Origin of the sequence: Rhizobium brockwellii, assembly GCF_000769405.2 — a bacterium.
Lineage (GTDB): Bacteria > Pseudomonadota > Alphaproteobacteria > Rhizobiales > Rhizobiaceae > Rhizobium > Rhizobium brockwellii.
Genome location: NZ_CP053439.1, coordinates 3281487 through 3301563 on the forward strand (window position 1 = coordinate 3281487; position 20077 = coordinate 3301563).

The 20077-nt window shown below is 56.7% G+C and carries 17 protein-coding genes and 1 pseudogene; 4 read left to right on the plus strand and 14 right to left on the minus strand.

Annotated features, from left to right (window positions below; genetic code table 11):
* Nucleotides 1–186: 186 nt before the first annotated feature.
* From RLCC275e_RS16350 to RLCC275e_RS16365, 4 genes are read right to left on the minus strand one after another with little or no spacing between them, the layout of a single operon-like run.
* The gene (locus tag RLCC275e_RS16350; RefSeq protein WP_082229715.1) at nt 187–1554 is read right to left on the minus strand and encodes a glycosyltransferase family 2 protein; all 1368 of its coding nucleotides are present in this window, start codon (nt 1552–1554) and stop codon (nt 187–189) included.
* Nucleotides 1547–2731 (minus strand): glycosyltransferase family 2 protein, encoded by a 1185-nt coding sequence (locus RLCC275e_RS16355; RefSeq protein WP_033180068.1) that lies wholly within the window; start codon nt 2729–2731, stop codon nt 1547–1549. Before RLCC275e_RS16355 ends, RLCC275e_RS16350 begins: the two co-directional genes overlap by 8 nt.
* Nucleotides 2731–4032: an ABC transporter ATP-binding protein gene (locus RLCC275e_RS16360; RefSeq protein ID WP_033180067.1), complete on the minus strand. Its 1302-nt coding sequence runs from the start codon at nt 4030–4032 to the stop codon at nt 2731–2733. The genes RLCC275e_RS16355 and RLCC275e_RS16360 overlap by 1 nt, the downstream gene beginning before the upstream one ends.
* Complete coding sequence (locus RLCC275e_RS16365; protein WP_033180066.1) at nt 4029–4877, minus strand: ABC transporter permease; 849 nt, start codon at nt 4875–4877, stop codon at nt 4029–4031. The genes RLCC275e_RS16360 and RLCC275e_RS16365 overlap by 4 nt, the downstream gene beginning before the upstream one ends.
* Before the next feature lie 115 nt (nt 4878–4992).
* Here RLCC275e_RS16365 and RLCC275e_RS16370 point away from each other — a divergent pair, with 115 nt between their 5' ends.
* The gene (locus tag RLCC275e_RS16370; RefSeq protein ID WP_033180065.1) at nt 4993–8043 is read left to right on the plus strand and encodes a trifunctional glycosyltransferase/class I SAM-dependent methyltransferase/polysaccharide deacetylase; all 3051 of its coding nucleotides are present in this window, start codon (nt 4993–4995) and stop codon (nt 8041–8043) included.
* On the opposite strand, the gene RLCC275e_RS16375 is transcribed toward RLCC275e_RS16370, so the two are convergent.
* Both RLCC275e_RS16375 and RLCC275e_RS34300 read right to left on the minus strand, forming a co-directional pair.
* Complete coding sequence (locus tag RLCC275e_RS16375) at nt 8032–9081, minus strand: glycosyltransferase family 2 protein (RefSeq protein ID WP_033180655.1); 1050 nt, start codon at nt 9079–9081, stop codon at nt 8032–8034. The genes RLCC275e_RS16370 and RLCC275e_RS16375 overlap by 12 nt on opposite strands.
* 213 nt (nt 9082–9294) lie before the next feature.
* A pseudogene (locus RLCC275e_RS34300) lies at nt 9295–9539 on the minus strand (ATP-dependent DNA ligase); the annotation flags it as partial.
* 1207 nt (nt 9540–10746) lie between these two features.
* On the opposite strand from RLCC275e_RS34300, the gene RLCC275e_RS16380 reads away from it, so the two are divergent.
* Nucleotides 10747–10953 (plus strand): hypothetical protein, encoded by a 207-nt coding sequence (locus tag RLCC275e_RS16380; protein WP_003542083.1) that lies wholly within the window; start codon nt 10747–10749, stop codon nt 10951–10953.
* A 406-nt stretch (nt 10954–11359) separates the two neighbouring features.
* Here RLCC275e_RS16380 and RLCC275e_RS16385 read toward each other — a convergent pair whose 3' ends face one another.
* The 7 genes from RLCC275e_RS16385 to RLCC275e_RS16415 form a co-directional block, all read right to left on the minus strand.
* The gene (locus RLCC275e_RS16385; protein ID WP_017994913.1) at nt 11360–11608 is read right to left on the minus strand and encodes a hypothetical protein; all 249 of its coding nucleotides are present in this window, start codon (nt 11606–11608) and stop codon (nt 11360–11362) included.
* A 102-nt stretch (nt 11609–11710) separates the two neighbouring features.
* Complete coding sequence (locus tag RLCC275e_RS16390) at nt 11711–12418, minus strand: TfuA-like protein (RefSeq protein ID WP_033180064.1); 708 nt, start codon at nt 12416–12418, stop codon at nt 11711–11713.
* On the minus strand, nt 12415–13623 hold the full coding sequence (locus tag RLCC275e_RS16395) for a YcaO-like family protein (RefSeq protein ID WP_033180063.1): 1209 nt from the start codon (nt 13621–13623) through the stop codon (nt 12415–12417). The genes RLCC275e_RS16390 and RLCC275e_RS16395 overlap by 4 nt, the downstream gene beginning before the upstream one ends.
* 42 nt (nt 13624–13665) lie before the next feature.
* The gene (locus tag RLCC275e_RS16400; RefSeq protein WP_033180062.1) at nt 13666–13878 is read right to left on the minus strand and encodes a hypothetical protein; all 213 of its coding nucleotides are present in this window, start codon (nt 13876–13878) and stop codon (nt 13666–13668) included.
* 20 nt (nt 13879–13898) lie between these two features.
* Entirely contained in the window at nt 13899–15746 is a 1848-nt protein-coding gene (locus RLCC275e_RS16405; RefSeq protein ID WP_033180061.1) for a peptide antibiotic resistance protein, read from the minus strand.
* Nucleotides 15747–15755: 9 nt separating this feature from the next.
* Nucleotides 15756–16181, minus strand: coding sequence for a helix-turn-helix domain-containing protein (locus RLCC275e_RS16410; protein WP_033180060.1), 426 nt, complete (start codon nt 16179–16181; stop codon nt 15756–15758).
* Nucleotides 16182–16353: 172 nt separating this feature from the next.
* Nucleotides 16354–17046: a class I SAM-dependent methyltransferase gene (locus tag RLCC275e_RS16415; protein WP_033180059.1), complete on the minus strand. Its 693-nt coding sequence runs from the start codon at nt 17044–17046 to the stop codon at nt 16354–16356.
* A gap of 461 nt (nt 17047–17507) precedes the next feature.
* Between RLCC275e_RS16415 and RLCC275e_RS16420 the strand changes: the two genes are divergently transcribed.
* Nucleotides 17508–18398 carry a DUF6030 family protein gene (locus RLCC275e_RS16420; protein ID WP_033180058.1) on the plus strand — a complete coding sequence of 297 codons (891 nt, stop codon included), beginning with the start codon at nt 17508–17510 and terminating at the stop codon, nt 18396–18398.
* Between the two features lie 25 nt (nt 18399–18423).
* On the opposite strand, the gene RLCC275e_RS16425 is transcribed toward RLCC275e_RS16420, so the two are convergent.
* On the minus strand, nt 18424–18864 hold the full coding sequence (locus tag RLCC275e_RS16425) for a hypothetical protein (RefSeq protein ID WP_033180057.1): 441 nt from the start codon (nt 18862–18864) through the stop codon (nt 18424–18426).
* 139 nt (nt 18865–19003) lie between these two features.
* Here RLCC275e_RS16425 and RLCC275e_RS16430 point away from each other — a divergent pair, with 139 nt between their 5' ends.
* Nucleotides 19004–20077: an endo-1,4-beta-xylanase gene (locus RLCC275e_RS16430; protein WP_033180056.1), complete on the plus strand. Its 1074-nt coding sequence runs from the start codon at nt 19004–19006 to the stop codon at nt 20075–20077.

The window sequence follows — 20077 nt, forward strand, 5'->3', positions numbered from 1 at the left end:
TGGAGACGGCCTGGTATTGGCATCAGCGAAACAAGCTTCCGCCATCCAGCGATGAAACGCCTGAATTCCTCTAAGCATTGAGCTTTACTTTCTCCGCGACAGCCGGAACTGGCCCCACGGCGGGCGCATCGGCACGGGCGCGGTAGGGCGTCGGAACATTGCGCTCGGCTGCAGCAGCGTCGGCCGCTACGATCTACTCGTATTGTCATAGAGTGCTGAACGCAGTTTCGCCTGCATCCACTGGACGTGCTGTTCGATCATATGGGCGTGGAAACTGGGGTTATTGAGAGTGTTCAATGTGAAGTCGGACAATTGCGGGGGGACGTTGATCGGCTGACCCTGCCATTCGGCAAGCGCCACAGGAAGATATCCATGTATTGCCTGGCGGTTCAGCCACGGACGGAGATGCCGTGCGTCCCACGGTTCGGCGCCGATCTGGTGACACATGTCGCCGACGGGTACCGTCCCATTCGCGATACGAGCAGCGAGGGGTCGGCGTTCCGCCAGCATAGCTTCGGCTGCCTCAAGGCCTTGGTCCAGATTGATCTCGAGCACGTCGATTTCGTCAGTGGAAGCTGTCGGATCCGTCGGAAGCCGCCAATCCTCACCCAACACTTCGGCGGCGCCACGAAGATAATGATATCCATTGAGCTGCCGCTCTACCTTCTCATAGAGCCTGCGAAGGCCAGCCTTCTCCAACATTTGGAGGAGGCGGGGGCCAGCCTTGACGAGGGGGTCAAGGACAGAACCGGCGCGGGTAGCCATGGCCCTTTGCAGACGCTTCTTCCGCCCCTTTTTTCCGGCAAACCGATGGATCTCGAGCAGCCGCTGTATGTCGGGGTGCTTGCGAGCCATCAAGGCATCGGAGCGTCCCTCTTGATGCCTGCGTACCATCTTTCCGGTGAGTGTCGCCGTTTGATGTTCGAGATGATAGCCCAATGCGTCAGGAGCAAAACGAATTGGAACTCCTTTTTTGATCAGACGCAGACCAAATTCGAAGTCTTCTCGTGCACGGGCGAATTGAGGATCGAGCCCGCCCATTGCGTGAAAAAGCTCCGCCTCCAGCGAAAGGTTTCCTGTCAGCACATCGGTAAAGGCGAACTGATGTCCAGGGCGGGACACGCGCTCGAAGTGCCTCGTCCACCATGCGCGCGCGCTGAGGCGGAAGCGATCCTTTGCAATGTGCGGAAGTGGCGGGTAAGGGCCCATCACGACGCCCCCAGGGTGGCGCTGATGTTCAACGACGTGCGCCCGAACGAAGTTTTCCCCAGGCTCAATGTCGTCATCAAGGAAGATCAATAAACGGCCGCTCGCGACCTGCGACCCCGCATTGCGGGCGAGTGCCGGACCGACGCCCGGCAACGACAGGGTACGAAGCGGAACGCGGGTACGAAGCGACGAGAGCATTGTCGACGTGTCGTCCTCACACCCGTCCGCCACAACCAGGACTTCGAACGCTGGGGTCCCATCTCGCTGAGCGTCGAGCTTACCCAGAAGCGATCTCAGCATGGCAGCACGATTATGCGTTGGTATGATAACGCTGATGTCAACCACGCTTGTGCCCTGCCCCCACGACTCGCGCCCGCGCCCTCAGATAACGAACCGGGCCGCTCGCAGCCCCTCTGACCTGGGTTAAGGCGTCGTTGTAAGGCAGGCTGAATTGGTGTGTCCGTCGAGGTTGAAACAATCGCCGAAGAAGCCTGATGTACGAACGAACCATGCGAGGGAGCGCACGCGGGTTTCGCTCGAACAGGAGGGCCTTCGTCAAGATGGCGAGCGATGCAACCTCGTAGCCATACATCTGCTGCTGCAGTTCCTTGCTTGAGCGACGATGGCGGTGCCAGTTCAGAGCCTCGGGATCGTAGACGATCCGATATCCGGCTTCGAGCACACGCCGGAACATGTCTGTGTCGCCACCAGCCAGACTTAGCGTTCCAGCGTCGAGGGCCTCGTCGAACCACCCCACCGCGTCAACGATCGTTCGGCGCAATGCCATGTTGACACCGGCACCCGCATGCCATCCGGTGAATGGATCCAGGTTGTGGGCGTCATAGACCTGACGCCTGAAACCACGGCAAAAACCGCCAAAATGTTGAAAGGCGATCTGCGCGTCCGTTTCCAGCTCTGCCGCCATAGTAAGGCCGGTTACGGCCAGCACCAGCGGGTCCTCGAAATTGCGAAGCAAGGTTCTAAGCCATAGCGGGTCGGGGACCGCATCGTCGTCGATGAAGGCGACGACGTCTGCATCTGCGTTGCGAAGGGCAGTATTGCGCGCGACGTCAAGACCAGGACGCGGTTCGCGCAGATATCTCACAGTGTCGAAGCGCCCGACTAAATCTCGCGTGGCCTCATTCGATGGGGCATTGTCGACGACGAGAATATCGACCTTATCGGGCATAGCCATAAGCCCGGTGAGGCAGCGCTCCAGATCTTCGGTACGATCGCGCGTGCAAATCACGACGGAAGCTTTCGGCAGTTGACTTGGAGCCGGCGACGGGTCAGGGAGGGCCAGCCGATGCCTCAGCCAAGCCTCGAATACCGACGAACTGGCCGCAGACAGAATCCGGTCCTTAATTGGCGTCTTGCCGCCATCGGTGTCGAAGGCGATCACAGCTTGGCCGCACGGACGACCGGCGACCCGGATCAGCACAAGTGCACCCTGATAGTCAGCGGTCGGTTCAAAATCTGGCGGAAGGTCAAGAATGTCGATGTCTCGAACCGCAAGGCGCATCAAGAGTTCCGATCCAAGCTGTGGTGACCCAATGAGCCGTGGTCCGGCGAGGCCGCGGTGGGGCGCGACTGCACCTGCTGCCACTGTGTCGGGGGATTCAGCATCCCCTTTCTTGGGCCGGGGCCGGTCACGGCGAGAGGATAGACTTCGGCATGGTAATCGTAAACCTGCTGCCAGTCTGCCGAAAAAAGGCCCACCGTAACGCGATAGTCGCCCGGCGCTAGGTCGATGCGATTGAGTGTTGTTTCGATGCGCACCGTGTCCGAGTCTACGACAGGGTCGAATTCGGCCAACTTGCTGTCGGTCTCGAAGCAGCACGTATCGTCCGCCGCGTAGATGCCGATGACGATAACGGCGTTGCGATCTCTGGTAGCGCCAACATAGGTCAGTGAAATCGACAGCCGGTCGCCCGCAACGATGGTACTTGTCGGCGTGCCTTGCTCGTTCAGCAACACTACGGCTGTGATCTGGAGTTCGCCATTGCCGAACCGGCTGACCTGCGGCACAAGTTCGACGGGCAGTTTTGTAACGGCGAACGGTTCGTGCTGGACACTGGCGACCTTCGCCTCGACTGCCGAGGTATAAAGCGGGAGCATTTCGTCGATTGGTCCGTAGCCCACGACGCGTCCGCCTCTCAGGAACAGCACGTGATCGCAGATTTCTCTTACCTGCGAGACGTCGTGTGACACAAAGAAGATAGTGGCGCCGTCGTTCAGTATCTCCTTCACTCTTGCAATGCACTTCTGCTGGAAGGCTTGGTCGCCTACAGCGAGGGCCTCATCGATAAGCAAGATGTCCGGGCGCACATGGACTGCCACGGCGAATGCCAGGCGCATACGCATCCCGGTGCTATAACTGCGAACCGGGTTCTCAACGGCCGCCTCCAGCTCGGCGAAGGCTACAATCTCGTCAAACCGCTCGGCAACCTCGGTCCGCCGCATTCCCGCGATAACACCCAGCAGGAAGATGTTCTCGCGCCCCGTCAAATCGTCGGTCAGGCCCGCCCCGATGTCGAGCAAGGCGCCAATTCGACCCATCACCTTGATCTGCCCTTCGTCGGGACGACCAACGCCGCCGATCAGACGCAGCAAAGTGGACTTCCCGGCCCCGTTTAGCCCGACCACGCCGACAGCTTGTCCTGGCGCAACCGCGAAGCTGATGTGGCGCAGGCCCCAAAAGCTTTTCGACTGTACCACGGACCGCCCGGACAAAAGGTAACCCTTCAAGGTGGTGGAGCGTGCCCCCCCTTGCGCACGGTAGCGCTTGCCGACGTCGTGGACGGTGATGGCGCCTTGTCTCATAGTTCGTCCACTAGGCGTGCGCTGCCACGCTCGACCAGCCAAATGCCAGCAAATAGCATCGGCAAAGAAATCAGCGCAGTCTTCCAATAGATATCAACGGGAGGCCACGCGTGTTCGACGAAAATGGCGCGGTAGCCCTCGAGAATCCAGGCCATCGGGTTCCAGGTGTGAATTAACGCCATCGGCTCACTCGCCTTAAGTGGGCTGTAGAACACGGGTGTCAGGTAGAAACCCAGCATCAAAACTACGCCTACCAAATGTTGAGTATCCCGGAAGTGGACATGCGCAATCGCAACAAGATAGGACAGGCCCATCATGAACAGCGCCTGCGCAAGGAAGACGAGTGGAAGTGCGACGACGCTCAATGTCGGGGCCCCGGTCTCGATAAACGAGATGACGAAGAGGAGTGGCAGAGCGAGCAGAAGGTGCACTGCCTGTGTGATGACTGCGACAACAGGAAGTATCCCGATCGGAAAGCCCGGCCGGCGCACCAGTTCGCTGCTGCCGGTTATGGAAGTCGTCGCTGCGGGTACCGCAGTGCTGAGCCAACCCCAGGCCAACACGCCGGAAAAGACGAAAGTGGTGTAATGGGGAATATCCAGGGGCAGGACGTGACGAAAGATCAGCGAAAAAACCAGCAGCTGGCTCAATGGCCGCATCAAGGACCAGCCGAGGCCAATTGCGGACCGTTGATATCTCATCTTCAGATCGCGTGTCAGAAGTTCTAACAGCAAATCGTTCCATTGCAGACAGATATGGATCAAGGGCTTCCACTGATCACGGCGCCAGTATTGGTCCCGTCGCTTCGCGCGATCAAGCGCATCATCCTTGAGCTGGTCAGGCATTTCGGCTCACTTTTGCCACCGGTCAAATACACCTTGCCTCAAAGTAGTAAAGATCATCATACTCGCGAACTGACACGGTACACTAGCGTGATCGTTATCGTAGGAAGCAGCAATTATGCCGATGGTTTCCATCATCACACCGGCGCATGGAGCGGAAACAACGATTTCTTCGACTTTGGAGAGCCTGATAGCGCAAAGTCATGCCGACTGGGAATGCTTCATCATTGATGATGGTTCAACCGATCAGACCGCTGAGATCGCAGACCGTTTCGCGGCTCAGGATACGCGCTTCCGTGTGCTGCGGCAGGAGCAGAGCGGCGTTTCAGCTGCTCGCAATGCGGGACTGGCACAGGCGAAAGGCGACTGGGTCGTCTTTCTCGACTCAGACGACGCGCTGGCACCCTTCCACCTCGAAACCATGCTGAATCACACACGAACTTTGCCGCAGGCCGACATTCTGCATTGCGGTTGGCGCCGTCTGAAAAATGGTGCTCCCTGGTGGCAGTCTCACCCCGCAGTGAAAATGGACAATCCGTTTGCCGAAGCAGCGCGCTATTGCCCCTTCGCGATCCACGCCGCCTTGCTTCGCCGGTCCCGGCTTGCCGAACTCGGCGGCTTCGATCCAGAGATGACAATGTGCGAGGACTGGGACCTGTGGCAGCGCCTCGCTCGAGCTGGCGCCGAATTTGCGCCGGTCGAAGGCCTGATGGCTGACGTTAGCGTAGAGGCCGGTTCGCTGTCGTCAAACAGGCTTAGGCATCTCGATTTTGGTCTTAAGGTGATCCGGCGCGGCCACCATTCCGATCCGCGCATCGCCTATCCGGTGCCGGCGCTCGCCCAGGGAATAACAAAAGCTGCGTTGGGAATGGCGTGCTGGTATCTCGCGATCTGGCTTGTCGGCGCCTCAATAGGTCAGGGCGACAATCCTGGCGAACTGCTTGACCGGGTGGTAGAGCCTATCCCACCTGACGCCGATGCCTACGCGCTCAGCGCAATAATGATAGACGGGATTGTGGTCGGCGCCTTCCCCGACGAGCCGATTTGGCCCGGACTCTGGTCGAAGATCCAGGGCAAGCTTCCGGACCTAGAGGCTTGGCTTAATCGGCATGGTCCCCAAGAAGCTTTTGGTTCCCTGTTGGTTCGTTCACTGGAGCGAAAGGTCGCTGACCAGCTGCCGACCAACGTGCCCACCACGATCGGGAGAACAAGGATACAGCCAATTGATTTGGATCGACCTATCGTCGACCTTATCTTGCCCGGCATTGAGCGGTTGCGCTGTTGCATCTGGCGAGGTTCGACGCTGCTGGGGCAACTGGAGTTTGTTGTCTTCGGAGCAATCGAAGCGGATGCTATACGAAATCGGCTTAGGAGGGAGTTCGGCCCGGAGTTCGACGATCTGGAGCACCCAACAGTGGCTTTGTCGGCAGAAGATGGCTTCGTCAATCTTCCTGATCATGATGACGGGCGCGCCGCCTCCGCCAGCATGGCAGCGCCAAGCTCCAGCGGAGTAGCTCAACAGGTGCTGAAGCTCATGGCGAAAATATCATATTGGGCCGAAGCTAAAACAGTAACGGGCTGGTGGGGCAAGGAGGAGCCGACACCAACACGTGTCGACTCGATATCGGGCATGGCGCATGCCGGGCGCGCCGAATTCGATCGAATCGTTGAAGAGGAAAGCCAGCGGGCGGTTGCAGCCTCAACACAGATGTTAAAGGAGACGCCGTCGAAAAAAACCGGCCCAGTGGGCGATGAGGTGCCGAGATACGATACGGAGGCGTACTGGGAGGAGCTGTTTTCCCAAGTCGACCCTTGGGACTACCGAAACAACTATGAGACTGTGAAATATCTTCAGACACTCTCGTTGTTGGACGATCGGCGCTTTTCAAACGGCCTTGAACTGGCCTGCGCGGAAGGAACCTTTACACGGATGTTGGCCTCCCGTGTCGACAACTTGCTGGCGACCGACATTTCGGCGTCGGCCGTCGCTCGAGCGGCCTCGCTTCAGGGCCATGATTCCGCGGTAGCCTATCGGCAGTTGGATCTTTTGAGCGACGAGCTAGAAGGGCCTTACGATCTCATCGTCTGCAGTGAAGTTCTGTACTATTTCGAGAACAGAGAAAAACTCAGGCAGATAGTCGACAAGATTGCGGGCAGTCTTCGCACTGGTGGTTGGTTCGTTACCGCCCACGCCAACCTCCTGATTGATATGCCGAATGAGACGGGATTTGGGTGGCCGCATGAATTCGGTGCGGTCGGCATAGGTGAGATGTTTGACCAGCATCCGGACTTAACCCTCTCGGTCGAAGCCAAGAGTCCGCTCTATAGAATCCAAAGGTTCGAGAAGGTGGAGCACGGGGGCTTCCTCGAGCCGACACGCATGGAAATTAACACGGCGCAGCCTTTGCCTCTTCAGGTCGCCAGCCAAGTACGCTGGAGAGGGGGGCAAGTTGTAGAAGCGGCCGCCGACTGGAACGATGTCCCGATCTTGATGTATCATCAGGTTTCGGATGACGGTGCTGAACAACTTGCTCGATACCGCCAGTCTCCGGAGGCTTTCGAAACTCAACTGGCCTTCCTGCGCGACGCCGGATGGCGCGGGATGACTTTGGATCGGCTGCTTGCTTGTTTCGATGAAGGTACCAAACCGCCCGAAAAGACATTGGTTCTGACTTTCGACGACGCTACACGCGATTTCATGACGCATGCCCTCCCACTGCTCCATCGATACGGCTTCCCATCCTCACTCTTTGTCCCAACCGATAGGGTCGGCGGCTCTGCAATATGGGATTCGGCCTATGGATCGCCGGCTTCACTGCTAACGTGGGAGGAACTTGCGGCAGTCGCAAACAGCGATGTGACGCTGGGCGCCCACGGTGTCCGACATGTGCGTTTATCTGCCCTGGCACCGGAGAGCCTATTGCGAGAGCTTGCTGGCTCCAAAGCTATGCTTGAAAAATGCCTAGGTCGAGAAGTGCTGGCGGTCGCCTATCCGTACGGCGACTTCGACCCCGCTATCCGGGACATAGCCGAACAATGTGGTTACCGGATCGGGTTAAGCTGTGTCGGTGGCACGGTGCGGGCGGATGCCGATAAGCTCGCATTGAAAAGACAGGAGGTTTTTCGCGGGATCACCCAGTCGGAATTCGCAAATCTGCTATTTGGCTGAGACAAGAACGGGGGGGTCCACCGTCCAACCGGCATCGTATTTTGTTCCCAGAGCAAAGCGATGATTGGGATTTGGAGAGAAATATGGTTCCCGCTTCAGCCATGATCGGGCCTTTTTTTTGAAGTTCTTCATTGCCTTTGATCTCGCGTCGACCACGAGCATCTCGGCGGCAATTGGCTTGTCATGTCGGGACATGGTAGCCACAAGTCCGATTAGCGCGCGGTATTGGCCTTGTTCAACCGCCCTCTGGGCGAGCCACCGGCCACAGCGGCGTAGGCCGGCCCGGATTGCAAAACCCTTTTCCGGGTGTCTCTTTAGCATTTCATCCGCGACCAGAATCCAGGACCGAAGCATTCGCGTCAGGTTGGCTGACATGTTGTCGGGGGTTTGGCGATAGCCGACAAGATGATCCGGCACCACCACAAAATGCGAGAGTTCAGCGGCCAGGCAGTAGAAGAGGTAATCTTCACATCCCTGCGCCTCGCGCTGTTTGAGTGAGGAGTCAAATCCTCCCGTCGCGTCGAGGACATTCCGCCGTACGAGTGGCGAGCTTCCATTTCCAATGAAGTTTTTGGCAAGTACGTCGTCGAGCACATCTCCCTCGACGGAAATCTCATTGCTCCGGTAAATGACGTAATTCTTGTGGTCGATCATCGCATACCAAGTGTAGACCAGCCCGACTTGCGGGCCGCCTGTCTCCAATGCCACCAATTGTCGCTCAATTTTATCAGGTGACCAAAGGTCATCAGCATCCAGGAATGCCACTAGGTCGGCATGGGTAGAGCGCCAACCCGCATTTCGAGCAGCAGCGACGCCGGAATTCCTCTGCTTCAATACCCGCACGCGCGGATCAATTTTAACGATTTCTTGCGCAATAGCCAAGGTATCGTCCTTAGAACCGTCATCCACCACGACGATATCCAGCGCATGATGCGTTTGATTGCGAACGCTGCTGATTGTTTCAGCCAGGGTTCGTTCCGCGTTGTAGGCAGGGATTACAACAGCAACAGTTACGTCACTTCTTGCCGATTTCTTCAAGCTCGCAACTCCGAAGTCCACACGATCGCAAAGAAGTTACACCAAGATGGACGTTTGAGTTTCAATAAATGGAGCAATGGTTATTCGACAAAGATATTTCTAGCCGGCAGCTGTTCGTAGTCGATAGATTGCCGGTGCAAAAGCGACGCGCGCCGCCAAAAAGACGGTTACCATTTACCTATGAGGAAGCTGATCTGTATCCATCGGTACGCAGCTGTGATTGCCAGCTTTCTTGCCGGGTGCGCCCAGCGATCGCTGCAGCAGCCTGAAATCCGGCCGCCCTCCTCGTCGAGCACAACTGCCCCGCCATCGATGATCATCGACGCCGGCCCGAGCGCTCGGGCAGCCTGTTCGATGGCCGGAAACCGATGTGTCCAGTTATGGCCGTCTCGGGTGAGTATCCGGATATCCTGGGGTTCGATATGAATGGCGAGGCGCTAGCCATCCCATTTCACCTCCCGATCTCGCAGAAGGCTTGATGACTATCTCCACTATTTTGTACTACAAAAATTCATATTGAAATAGAATTGGAATTGCTAAAAAATGGAGTAATCTACATAAAAAAGAACTACCCCAATAATGAACTTCGACAATGTCGACTTTAACTGCAATCATACCTACGCACTGTGCAAGCATTCCTACTGGAGGACCCGCCAACCACCCCGGCGGGTCCTCCATTTTGCTTCCCGGCTGGTTGCCACAAATGCGACAGCCATTATCGCTGCATCAGCATAAATAGATTTTACTTCGGATGGCGATATCATGCTGCTGAGATCGGCTTGATCGGAAAATCCGCCATCATCGGCAAGCGAAGGTCAAAGCTCGGGTTTTTTGTCAATATTTCGACCGACGCTTCAATTCATCTCGGGGATGCTTTCGGATGCGCAATGAAATTGCGGAGACAGAAAGAGCGTCATCAAGTCGATATTACCATCCGATAGAACTTCATAAAGTATCTATACAGCACGGAAGAAGAATGCATCGTACGATTATTATGATATAGAAACTTAATCATCTTATAATTTATTTTAAATACAACCATTGTCTGAAATTCATAATTTTACCTTTTGATAAAATTTTATTTGCTACACTCAATTATCGATACCAACTTGTTGTGCCTAAAGTTTCAAAAGCATCGGCATTACCTTCGACGCAGGAACAGAAGATCTACCGACAGTCACCTGCCGCCCCGGGCTCTCAGCGACCCGGCAACTGCCTTCATCATTGGTGAGGTCGTCACAGCCGATGGCCCAACAATCCCAGGATGGTTGCGCGGGAAAAAGCTGCCGATGCAATTCAAGACTGCCGTATGAAACCATAATGCATTGATAAATAAAGATATTTTATAAATCCCTGCGACCTGCACCGATCAATTCAGCCAACAGCATTCGGTCTGTCATTTCAAAGGCCGGCATACGAGCCTGTCCTCGCCATTGGAAATATCGACCCAAAACCCGCCGCGTATGACATGCCTATCCCCTTTGACGAGCCTCCCGCTACGAAACAACCGATATGCTTGGGCGAAGTTGGTCAGTCCTGGCTCATCACGCCGACCTGTGTCGAAATGGTCGCACTTCACAAACGAATTAACCCTTCATAAAGCATTTACTTGCTCAACTTATAATTTGTGTCATGGTCACTGTAAGTAGTGATGGAGCTGACCTGATGAGTGATATAGCATCGCAGATTCCGGAATTTGGTTACGATGAGCGCGTGATGATCTGCCGGAAGCAGATCGAGAAGGCGGTCTATCAGTTCATTGCAAATACGAAGGTCGAAGGATGCGATCCGGCGGAAGTCGCAATGGCTATCGCAGACATCGCCGACGACTACATTCTGCTGCTGGCCCAGAAGCGCAACCTGACCCATTAAGATGAAGGGTCGGTCGTCGAACGGCTGGTCGTGCAGAAGACTTTGAGTGCGAAATCGCGCCGCCTCCCTGCCCGGAGGCAACGTCAGTGAAGCCGTTTGCCCCTGGCTCGAAACCATCCGTGAGATGGATGTCGAACAGCTTCTGAATAAAGCGCCAGTGGCCGGAAACGAGCCGGGCTTCCCTAACTTACAATTGACATGAAACGCCGAAGCATTGGCCGTTACCGGGCGTCCGCTTCAGCGCGTTGTCTCACAGCGGTTGAAACAAACGGCCCCGTTCGATTGACGACTGCCCGGCTGCACGCGACCACAAGCAATAGCCCCGAAAATCGAAGCTGATTTTCGGGGCTATGCGCGGGTTTGAAGCGGTGGAGCATTCTCGGCGCGTCCGATCGGACACGCCGTACTAATGACTTCTCACACTCACTTGCGGAACCGGAGAACTCAATTCAGCCAGTTCCCTGGTCAAACCCTCCCCCACCTCCTGCTTCACGGCCTCGAGCGCAAGGTCGAGGCAATTCGTCGCGAACGGCAGTTTGACATCCTGAGCGACCTGTCGCGCATAGGCGATCATTCGCGCCAACGCGACGAGCTCTTCCAGACCGTCTTCCGCCCCTTGGTCTGCATCTATCTTGAAAACCGATGTCACGCCCATGCCCATTTCTCCAATGAATTGAAGAAATGATACGCGTGTGGAGGTGATCCAGCCCGTGAAAAAAGCGTGACACAACCCTCGGTGACTATTGCCAGCTTCGGTTCACAATGCAGGGCGCGTGAGGAATGAGGTTTCGTGCAGTTTCCAGGGCAGATCGGCACTCGAGCGAATGTCGCGGGCGTCCTGCACGGCTTTCAGCAACGCCAAGGCATCGATGCGTTTTTGATCGATGGCATTCGACAGTAGTGCTGCCAGCAGGTCCGTACGATCGCGCTCGGCCAGCCCTCCACATTGCTCGACGACCGCCCGCCACGTTCGCTTCTTGAAGAAGATCGCGCTTGCGGCATCTTCGAGCTCTTGGCGCACCCCCCTTGCCAGCAGTCCGCGATCCTCCATCACATCGAGCGTTGCTCTGACATTGACGAGCGGTACCGTCAGCGGTTTGCTGCCCAGCGCGCTCGGGGCGTGCGTGAGTGCGACGGCGGCATCGTCGACCAGCCGGCCGGTGCGATAATCTTCGAAAATGCGGCCGATCCCGATCATGCCGAACGGATGGCATTCCGCAGCGCGCAACGCGCCCATGCTTGCCGCCCCGAAAACCGCGACGCCCAGCGAAAGAGCATGGAGAATTTCCTTGTGCCAGACCGGTGCGGCATATTCGAAGCCGCCGTCAATCAGGCCGATGACATTGGCGCCCTGTTCCGTCGCAGCCAGGACATCGCCTTGCGTGGCAGGCGGCAGAATTCGTATCCCCTCGCCGGCAAGCGATGCCGCATCGGGAAGACTGGGACCTGCGAAAATGATCTTCAAAACCCTATTGCCCTGGAAAGCGCCCTCGTTCCAAACCGCCGGGCGCGCGCTCCCTCCGGATTTTCTAGCTCGGGAATGACAATCTTGACGACGCTGAAGGGAAGCGTATCCTCGCTGAGGCGCACGGCGATCACCGAAGCGATCCGCCTGTTTCTGAGCGCATCGAGCACATGCTGCAGCAAGTGCGCCAGATCTTGTTGCCGATGTCCTGCCACCCCGTCATTGCCGATGGCTGCAGCGGGCGGTGCGGCAACCGCATCGAAGGCCCGCCGCATCAGCGGCGGCAACGATCGTGAGAAAGTTGCGGGAGAAATATCGTCCCTGGCTCCGCTGATATAGGTCAGCCGGGATTGCACGGCTTCCGTCACCGCGCGAATGGCCGCGCGTACGGGAGACGGATGAGCTCCGGTGCCGCCGGTCACCTCGACGAGGCGAATGTCCCCAAGCCTAATATGCCCGGCGCCGTGAAGATCCCGGGGGCCGAGAATCGGATCTCCGGGGCCTAGCATGGCAGTGAAACAGGGGATCCCGATGTCGCTGGTGATATCGAAGAGCCTGAGCGCCAATCCCGATGTTTCGATCTTGTCGATCAGCCCGTCCAGGGCGCCGTCCTTAAAGCCGCGGGGATCGATGCAGCCGGCATAACGATCCGCTTCGCCGCCCACCTGCCACAACACATGGGCGTCACGCTCGATACGCTCCAGGACGCCGTGAAACATCGCCTCCTCGGCATTGTTTCCCGATGCCAGGCCATCCGAAGACATCCAATATCGCGCGTCACGTGTGCGGTCGAGCACCACCGCCTCAAAGGGGATATAGACCTCGTCGCCGGTGAGAATATTGACGCCGGCAACCCATTCCGTCTCCTCGTCCGATCCGAGATCGGGTTTATGAAGAGCGGTCAGGCAGTTCAGCGCGTCTGTCTTGTGGCCTATTGCCTGCAGACGGGAAGAGGTGCCGCGGACGAGATCGACGGTGGGTTCGCCGGCGACCGCCCGTTCGAGGGCTTCCATGACGGTGGAGACCTTGGCATCGAGATCGGTCAGGCCCTTTCCCTGGGCAATCACGATCGAGCGGGAATTCGGGGCGTATGCTGACCAGACGGGGATTCCGATGTCGTCCAGTCCCGTATGTCGCGCAACCCTGGTAATGCCGAACCCGGCCAAAAGAGGTTCGACGCGGGAAAGAGTTTCCCGCGGCGACATAACCCTGTCGGAATATATGGGCCGGTGCGTCAGAATGCCCGCTCAGCCGTCGACGTGACCGGAAAGGGCAACCTGCGCCGACGAAACCGCGACGGCGAGGTCGACGCCCTTCACGAAGGTGCCGCCGGCCTTGCGCAGGCCGTTTGCGGTCGCCAATTCCCCCGTCGGATTGAGAGGCGTGACCGTACCCGCGTCGAGATCGGCAAGCCAGAGACCCGCCTCACCAGGTATTCCTATAATAACAGCTTTTGCCATGTAGTGCCCCTCAGCTATTGTTAAAAACCGGCCTTCAGCAGGCCCTCGCGATAAAGCTCTTTTTGCCAATTTTCCTTGAAGGGAACGATGGCGAGCCACTTCTCGACGTCGAAGACCGGGTTGATGCTTTCGGCCCGTTGCCGATGGAATAGCGCCCGTTTTCGATCGCCGATCATTGCGCAACTGGCCGCAGCGATGCGATGGGCCGGCGCTTTGTCTTTCATCGCCTCGACATAGGCGATAGCCTCCTCATACTGTTCCAGGAAGAAGCTCGCTCCCGCAGCGCACCAGAGGTAGGCGTCAGGCGCGATCGGATTGAGCGAAATCGCTCTTCTGATCTTGGCGAGCGCGTCGCCAGGGCGGGATGCATGCACGAGCGTGTCGGCATGGCTATAGATGACATCGGCAAAATGCGGGCTGAGTTGTTCCGCCAGATCAAGTGCGGCGACACTGGCATCGACATCGCCGAGATAGAGTTTGGTGACGCCAAGCTCGCGATGGCCCGCCGCCGATGCCGGATCCCGCTCGATGGCCCGAAGCGCGTTCTGCTCCGCCAGATGCAGCAGCTCATTGTTTCCCTGCGCCGTCACGAGCCACTCGCTGGTGAAGGTCCTCGCCAGCCCGGTAAATGACGGAGAGAAATCCGCCTTATGCGAAAGCGACTGCTTGAAAGCTTTTCGTGCCCGGCGGATATGCGGCAATGTCAATTTGCTCATCAGGCTCGAGCCGACCAGATAGGCGTGATAGGCCTCCGGATTGGCTTCGAAGCGTAAGCGCTCTTCCTCGTTTTCGGCCAGCTCGCGGGCCACCGACATGGTCAACTGCTGCGCGATCAGCCGTCTCTGACGCGGCAATATATCGGGCGTCATCGTAAAGCGATTGGCCCAGATGATCTCGTCCGTGGGAAAATAAACCAGCTGGGCGAATAATCCCTCTTCGGAAAACCGCGTATCCAGAAGATAGGCGATCGAGTGACGGGCGACCACAGCAGCCTTCTCGGAATCGCGGCGGATCTGGCCGGCCGTATGGGGCGCCACGATGGAAATGTTTCTGAGCGCGCAGAGTTCGATCGTGACGTCTTCGATCAGGGCATTGGCAAGCGCAAGCCCGGCATCGGCATGTTTCGATGTCGGGGGAAGCAGCACCAGTCGAGGCAGGATCAGCGGCGCTGGCGACATGCGTTCGATGTCGGCAGTTGCCTCACCGCCGGCCTCGGAACGCTTCACCTGTACCCTGGCATGGCCGTCACCGGTCGGCAATCTTTCGCTGAGGGACGAACCGCCGGATAACAGGTGCAGCAAGGCTCTGACCTGCTCGTCATTCGGATCCCGTTCGAGGATCTGCAGAGCGGCGCCGGAAATGGAGCGTGTAGCGCCGGGCTTTTGCGCATCCGGCAACGCGTCCAGCAGTGCCTGCCGCAATTGCAGCGCCTGAGCGTCCCGTTGCGCCCTGATCCAGGCGTCTATCAGCTTTGTCGCTGGTTTGATATTTCCGATGAACCCGCGCTGGGTTAGTTCGGCGATCGCGTTCAGCCGCTCCAGCGGCGAACCGCCGGCGCGAAAAATATCCAGATCGCTGGAAACTACCTGGGTGTTGAGACGAACCGTGGTGGCGGTGAAATCGAAGGGCAATTCGGCGCGCCCGCCGTCTGTCTCGCGGATGCGGGAAAGCAGTTTGCGCAGATTGAGCCGCGCCAGCTCTGGTTCGACATCATTCCACAGAAACTGGGCCAATTCGTACCGGCTGAGTTCATGGCTCGCGCCGGCATAGAGATGGGCCATCATCAACAGGCCCTTGATCGGATAGCGAACCGGGTCGCCATTCGTCTCGATCAACCGCAGATCGCCAAATGTCTGCAGATGAAGCACGATCCATCCTCAGCTGTTCACAACCGAATCTTGCAACTCATTGTCGCCATCAGACAATCCCGCGACTGCCAGGCTTTTGGCCAACGCCACGAGCTTTTGCCTGATATTCGGGTCTTCGATGGCGATGAATGCCTTGTTGAGCGCCAACCCCTCTTTCGAGGACAAAAAGCTGTTCAATTCATTCGTCGCGCCGTCGATCGGTCCGGCGCCGCCGTTCTCGAAGAAAAAGCCGATGGGCACGCGAAGAATCTCGGATATGCGCTGAAGACGGCTGGCGCCTATTCTATTCGTTCCCTTTTCGTATTTCTGGATCTGCTGGAAGGTAATGCCCAGAAGTTCGGCCAAGCCGTTCTGGGTCATCCCGAGCGTCTTTCGCCGAACGCGCACGCGGTTGCCAACATAAACGTCGATCGAATTCGGCGATTTAGCCTTCATGTGAATAAGTCTCCCGCTCTATCAGCACGCCCGGCTGTATAATGGAGAGTTTAAGCAAGAATGCAACTAAAAGTAAATATTACGTAAGGACTTTTTTCAGCAGCACACACAGTAAAAAACAACCTGTGGATTATCGAAGCCAGCACCATCTGGCGCGGATGCGCATCGTACTCTATCGCACCCGTCGCAGCGTACGAATGCCCTCCGAAATCAACGTCGCTCCGACGCCATCTCTAAGAGGCTTTCGCGCAACGGCAATCATCGACTTGGCGAAAACGGGAATCCTTCCAACATAGTCAAAACGAACATTGTCGAAGCCGGCATCCAGCAGCAGCGTGCTCAGCGTGTCTTTCGACCAGAACTTGATATGCCCATGATCCTTCAACGGCATGAAATGGTCGTCCATTTTCCCCATCGCAGCCAGGGCAAGGTTCTTCAGATAACCGTGATAAGGCGTCGATATCACGGCGATGCCGCCCGGCTTGACGAGATCGTACATCGTCGAGGTGAAAGCCTTCGGATCGTAGACATGTTCAACGACCTCCAGGCTGATGACGGCATTGAAGGTGCCATATTCCCTGGAAAGGTCGTCATAGGCCGAGCCGACATTCAACGGCAGTTCGGGATATTTGCCATTGGCCTTGGCGATGCCATCGCTGGAAGGATCGACGCCGACGACATAATATCCTTTTCCCGCGAGAGCCGCTGCCGCGCCGCCGGTACCGCATCCCAAATCAAAGACGTCTTTCTCAAGAGAACCATCGAAATGGCTCTCCAGCACGTCGACCACCGCGGGCAAGATATAGGCGTGCGCGGTTGTTGGTTTGGCGTGAACATAGGTGCTTGCGTCTAGCTCGACGGACATGCTCCTCCCCCTCGGCGATTGCGCGGCAAACCCTATCGAAGAATACGTCGAAAATTTGATGCAATCCACCAAGCTGCAAGGATAACAAAAATATAATCTATAGTTTTATAATAAAAAACAAAACTTTTGCGCGAAAATTATTTATAAATTATGCAACACAATAATATTGTTAGATATTAAACCTAAGAGTTTTTAGAAAAATCCTAGATAATTAATCGCCATCACAATGAGAACGAAAACAAACCTATGCAAAAGCGGCCAATTCATAGGCCGAATAGCGAGATCATCCGGATTGAAAGGGTGTCACAGCGGCGCCGCCGAAGTCTGCAGCGCCCTTCCTCATGACCAGGCACAAAGGTGCCCAATTGCCGACAAGAAGCCAAAGATATTTAACGGATAAATGTATACTGCTGGATTTAGACAGCCCGATCGAAACCCTTCTCGCGCCGGAGAAGACACGCTTGCCCGATAATTCGTCGTCCGCATATGCGAAACAGCCTGTGGGAAAACCGCGGATTCCCGTGGTCTTCTGGTTGCTGCTGACGATTTCCCTCTCGCTGGTCATGGGAACGGTCCTGCTTTCCAACAGCATGAAACACTTAAAGACGGTCAGCCATTATTTTGGCTTCGATCTCCTTCCCCAGGAGGTCAGAGCGCCTCCCCCCAAAGCCCTTCCTCGCCCGACACCACCGGCCACCTTCACGCTTCCATTGCATGTCATCGAACCGCCCGTGGTAGAAAGCGCGTCGACTTTCCTGCGGACATGGCGGATATCCGGCGCCGCAATGTGTGCGGCGTTGCGCAATGCCGGCATCGAAACCAGCGATTGGGCGGCGGCGAGCTTCAACGCCGATACGTTCGAATGCTTTTTCGAGTGGAGCGGCAAGCGCGAAAAGGATCAGCTCCCGAGCTCCATCTTCGTCATCGTTCGCGGCGACGCCGCCGGCACGATCAACAATATGCGCGTGAAAATCATCAATCCCGGAACCGATGAAAATGGCCAGCTCGATCCCGGCATTCTGCGAATTTTCGAAATCATGCTGCGGCAACCGCAATGGCTCGATTTTCACGAGACCCTGAACGCGATCAAGAATCTGAAGGACATCAAGGAAGACGGCTTCGGAGCCAGCATCGGCTTCACCCGCGAGGTGCTCAATCCCGGGAACTACAACTTCACGCTCTCGCTGGATGCGACGTCAGGATCTCAGAAAAGAACCAGAAATTATTTTTCCGGCAGAAGATGGCTGCCGTTGCCGGACCCCGCAGTCGAGATCGACAGCGCGCAACCCGAATCAGTCTCCAAGCCCCCCGATGCCGAGGCGCCGGCTGAAGGCCAGGAACATCGGCACTAGGGTTTTCATGCCACGCGCCGACTGATCACGCCATGTGACTGGCATCGTCGTGGTGTCTGGCCAGAATCTTGTAAAGCTCTTTCAAACTGTCCGCACTCGGCCGTTCGGTGCTGTCCCCACCTGCCAGGCGCCAGACACGCTCGACATTGAGGTCCTGCGTGACTTGCGCAAGGTCGTCGTTCAGCGAACGAATGACAATCTCCGATCGGCGCAGCCGCCACGACATTCTGACGAGCGCTGCGAACGGGAGGAAAATGACGCTGCTGATGCCGAGAACAAGGGCTGCGAACTGCCAGTCATCGAGAAGAGACAGGCCGTTTCGAACGGTCGCCATAAAAAAAACGGCATTTTGAAATGCCATATGAAAATAGCTCATCAGATAGCTGGACCAATCTTCCATCACGAGCGCCCTCCCCGAGCGGTTTATATCTTGGAATATGCTGAAAAGTCTAGCAGACGCCAACAATATCCCCTGCTGGGAAAGTATATTTGAGGTTGTATTACTCTGCTGAATTGAACGCGAACCCCGTGATGGATCGGTGCCGACGCGCTCGGCCTTTCAAATTCCACCGCGGACATGAAAAAAGCTAACAGTGAGAGATAGAATGAATAGAAGACGTTTCCTCGCCTCGGTTCCGCTCGCTCTGTTGTATGTCCGTGCGGGCCAGGCCTTGGCGCAGGCGCCTGCCGCCGCAGGGCTGCGCGTCCTTGCCGACAGGAAATCGTTCCGATTCGGATCGGCAATCGACCTGCAAAACATCAACGATCCAATCGCTGCCGAGATCTACATCGACAACGTCAATTCAATAACGCCACGAAACGAGTTGAAGTGGAATTCGACGGAAAAGAGACCGGGTGTTTTCAGCTTTAACAGCGCCGACCGCATGGTTGCATTTGCACGAAAAAACAACATGAGGGTTTATGGCCATACGCTGATCTGGTATCGCGTCCCGGGCTGGGTGTCTGACATCACCGACGCAAAGACCATTCAGGCGACGATGAACCGTCATATAAAACAGGTTGTCACTCGCTATAAGAACTCGATCGATGCTTGGGATGTGGTGAACGAGCCGTTGGAGTATGATGCACCGGATCTGCGGGATTGTGTTTTCCGACGCCTTCTTGGCGACGATTATATCCGTATGAGTTTCGACATGGCGCACCAGGCCAATCCCGGCGCGACGCTGGTCCTCAACGAAACGCATTTGGAGAAAAAATCCGACGTGTTCGAACAGAAGCGAGCGCGCATCTTGAAAATCGTCGAGGATCTCGTCGCCAAAAAAACACCGATCAATGCGGTGGGTCTGCAGGCGCATTTCCGCCCCGGCCTCGACCGGGTCGATCCGGAAGGAATGGGGCGCTTTTGCGCGGCGCTGAAGGACATGGGTGTCGGCGTTTTCATCACCGAACTGGATGCGTCCTGCCACTTCCTGAACCGCGACAAAGCCTTCACGCCGGCGTCCTACGCCGATATTTTCAGTGACGTTATTACCGTTGCCGCCGAACATGGTGACTTGAAAGGCGTGACGGTATGGGGCATGTCGGAAAAATACGGCGAGCCCGATGAGAAAGCGACCGATCCCGCTGCAGCTTGCACGAAGCGCGTTAATCTTTACGACGAAAACAATGCGCCAAGAAGTGCGATCGACGGTATCCGGCGGGCAATAGAGGCGATGTGA

Bases quoted from the DNA above. Each gene is read 5' to 3' on its own strand.
- RLCC275e_RS16365 (WP_033180066.1), bottom strand. From the start codon at position 4,877: ATGCCTGACCAGCTCAAGGATGATGCGCTTGATCGCGCGAAGCGACGG.
- RLCC275e_RS16410 (WP_033180060.1), bottom strand. From the start codon at position 16,181: ATGAAGGCTAAATCGCCGAATTCGATCGACGTTTATGTTGGCAACCGC.
- RLCC275e_RS16360 (WP_033180067.1), bottom strand. From the start codon at position 4,032: ATGAGACAAGGCGCCATCACCGTCCACGACGTCGGCAAGCGCTACCGT.
- RLCC275e_RS16415 (WP_033180059.1), bottom strand. From the start codon at position 17,046: ATGTCCGTCGAGCTAGACGCAAGCACCTATGTTCACGCCAAACCAACA.
- RLCC275e_RS16355 (WP_033180068.1), bottom strand. From the start codon at position 2,731: ATGCGCCTTGCGGTTCGAGACATCGACATTCTTGACCTTCCGCCAGAT.
- RLCC275e_RS16380 (WP_003542083.1), top strand. From the start codon at position 10,747: ATGAGTGATATAGCATCGCAGATTCCGGAATTTGGTTACGATGAGCGC.
- RLCC275e_RS16370 (WP_033180065.1), top strand. From the start codon at position 4,993: ATGCCGATGGTTTCCATCATCACACCGGCGCATGGAGCGGAAACAACG.
- RLCC275e_RS16395 (WP_033180063.1), bottom strand. From the start codon at position 13,623: ATGTCGCCGCGGGAAACTCTTTCCCGCGTCGAACCTCTTTTGGCCGGG.
- RLCC275e_RS16430 (WP_033180056.1), top strand. From the start codon at position 19,004: ATGAATAGAAGACGTTTCCTCGCCTCGGTTCCGCTCGCTCTGTTGTAT.
- RLCC275e_RS16400 (WP_033180062.1), bottom strand. From the start codon at position 13,878: ATGGCAAAAGCTGTTATTATAGGAATACCTGGTGAGGCGGGTCTCTGG.
- RLCC275e_RS16385 (WP_017994913.1), bottom strand. From the start codon at position 11,608: ATGGGCGTGACATCGGTTTTCAAGATAGATGCAGACCAAGGGGCGGAA.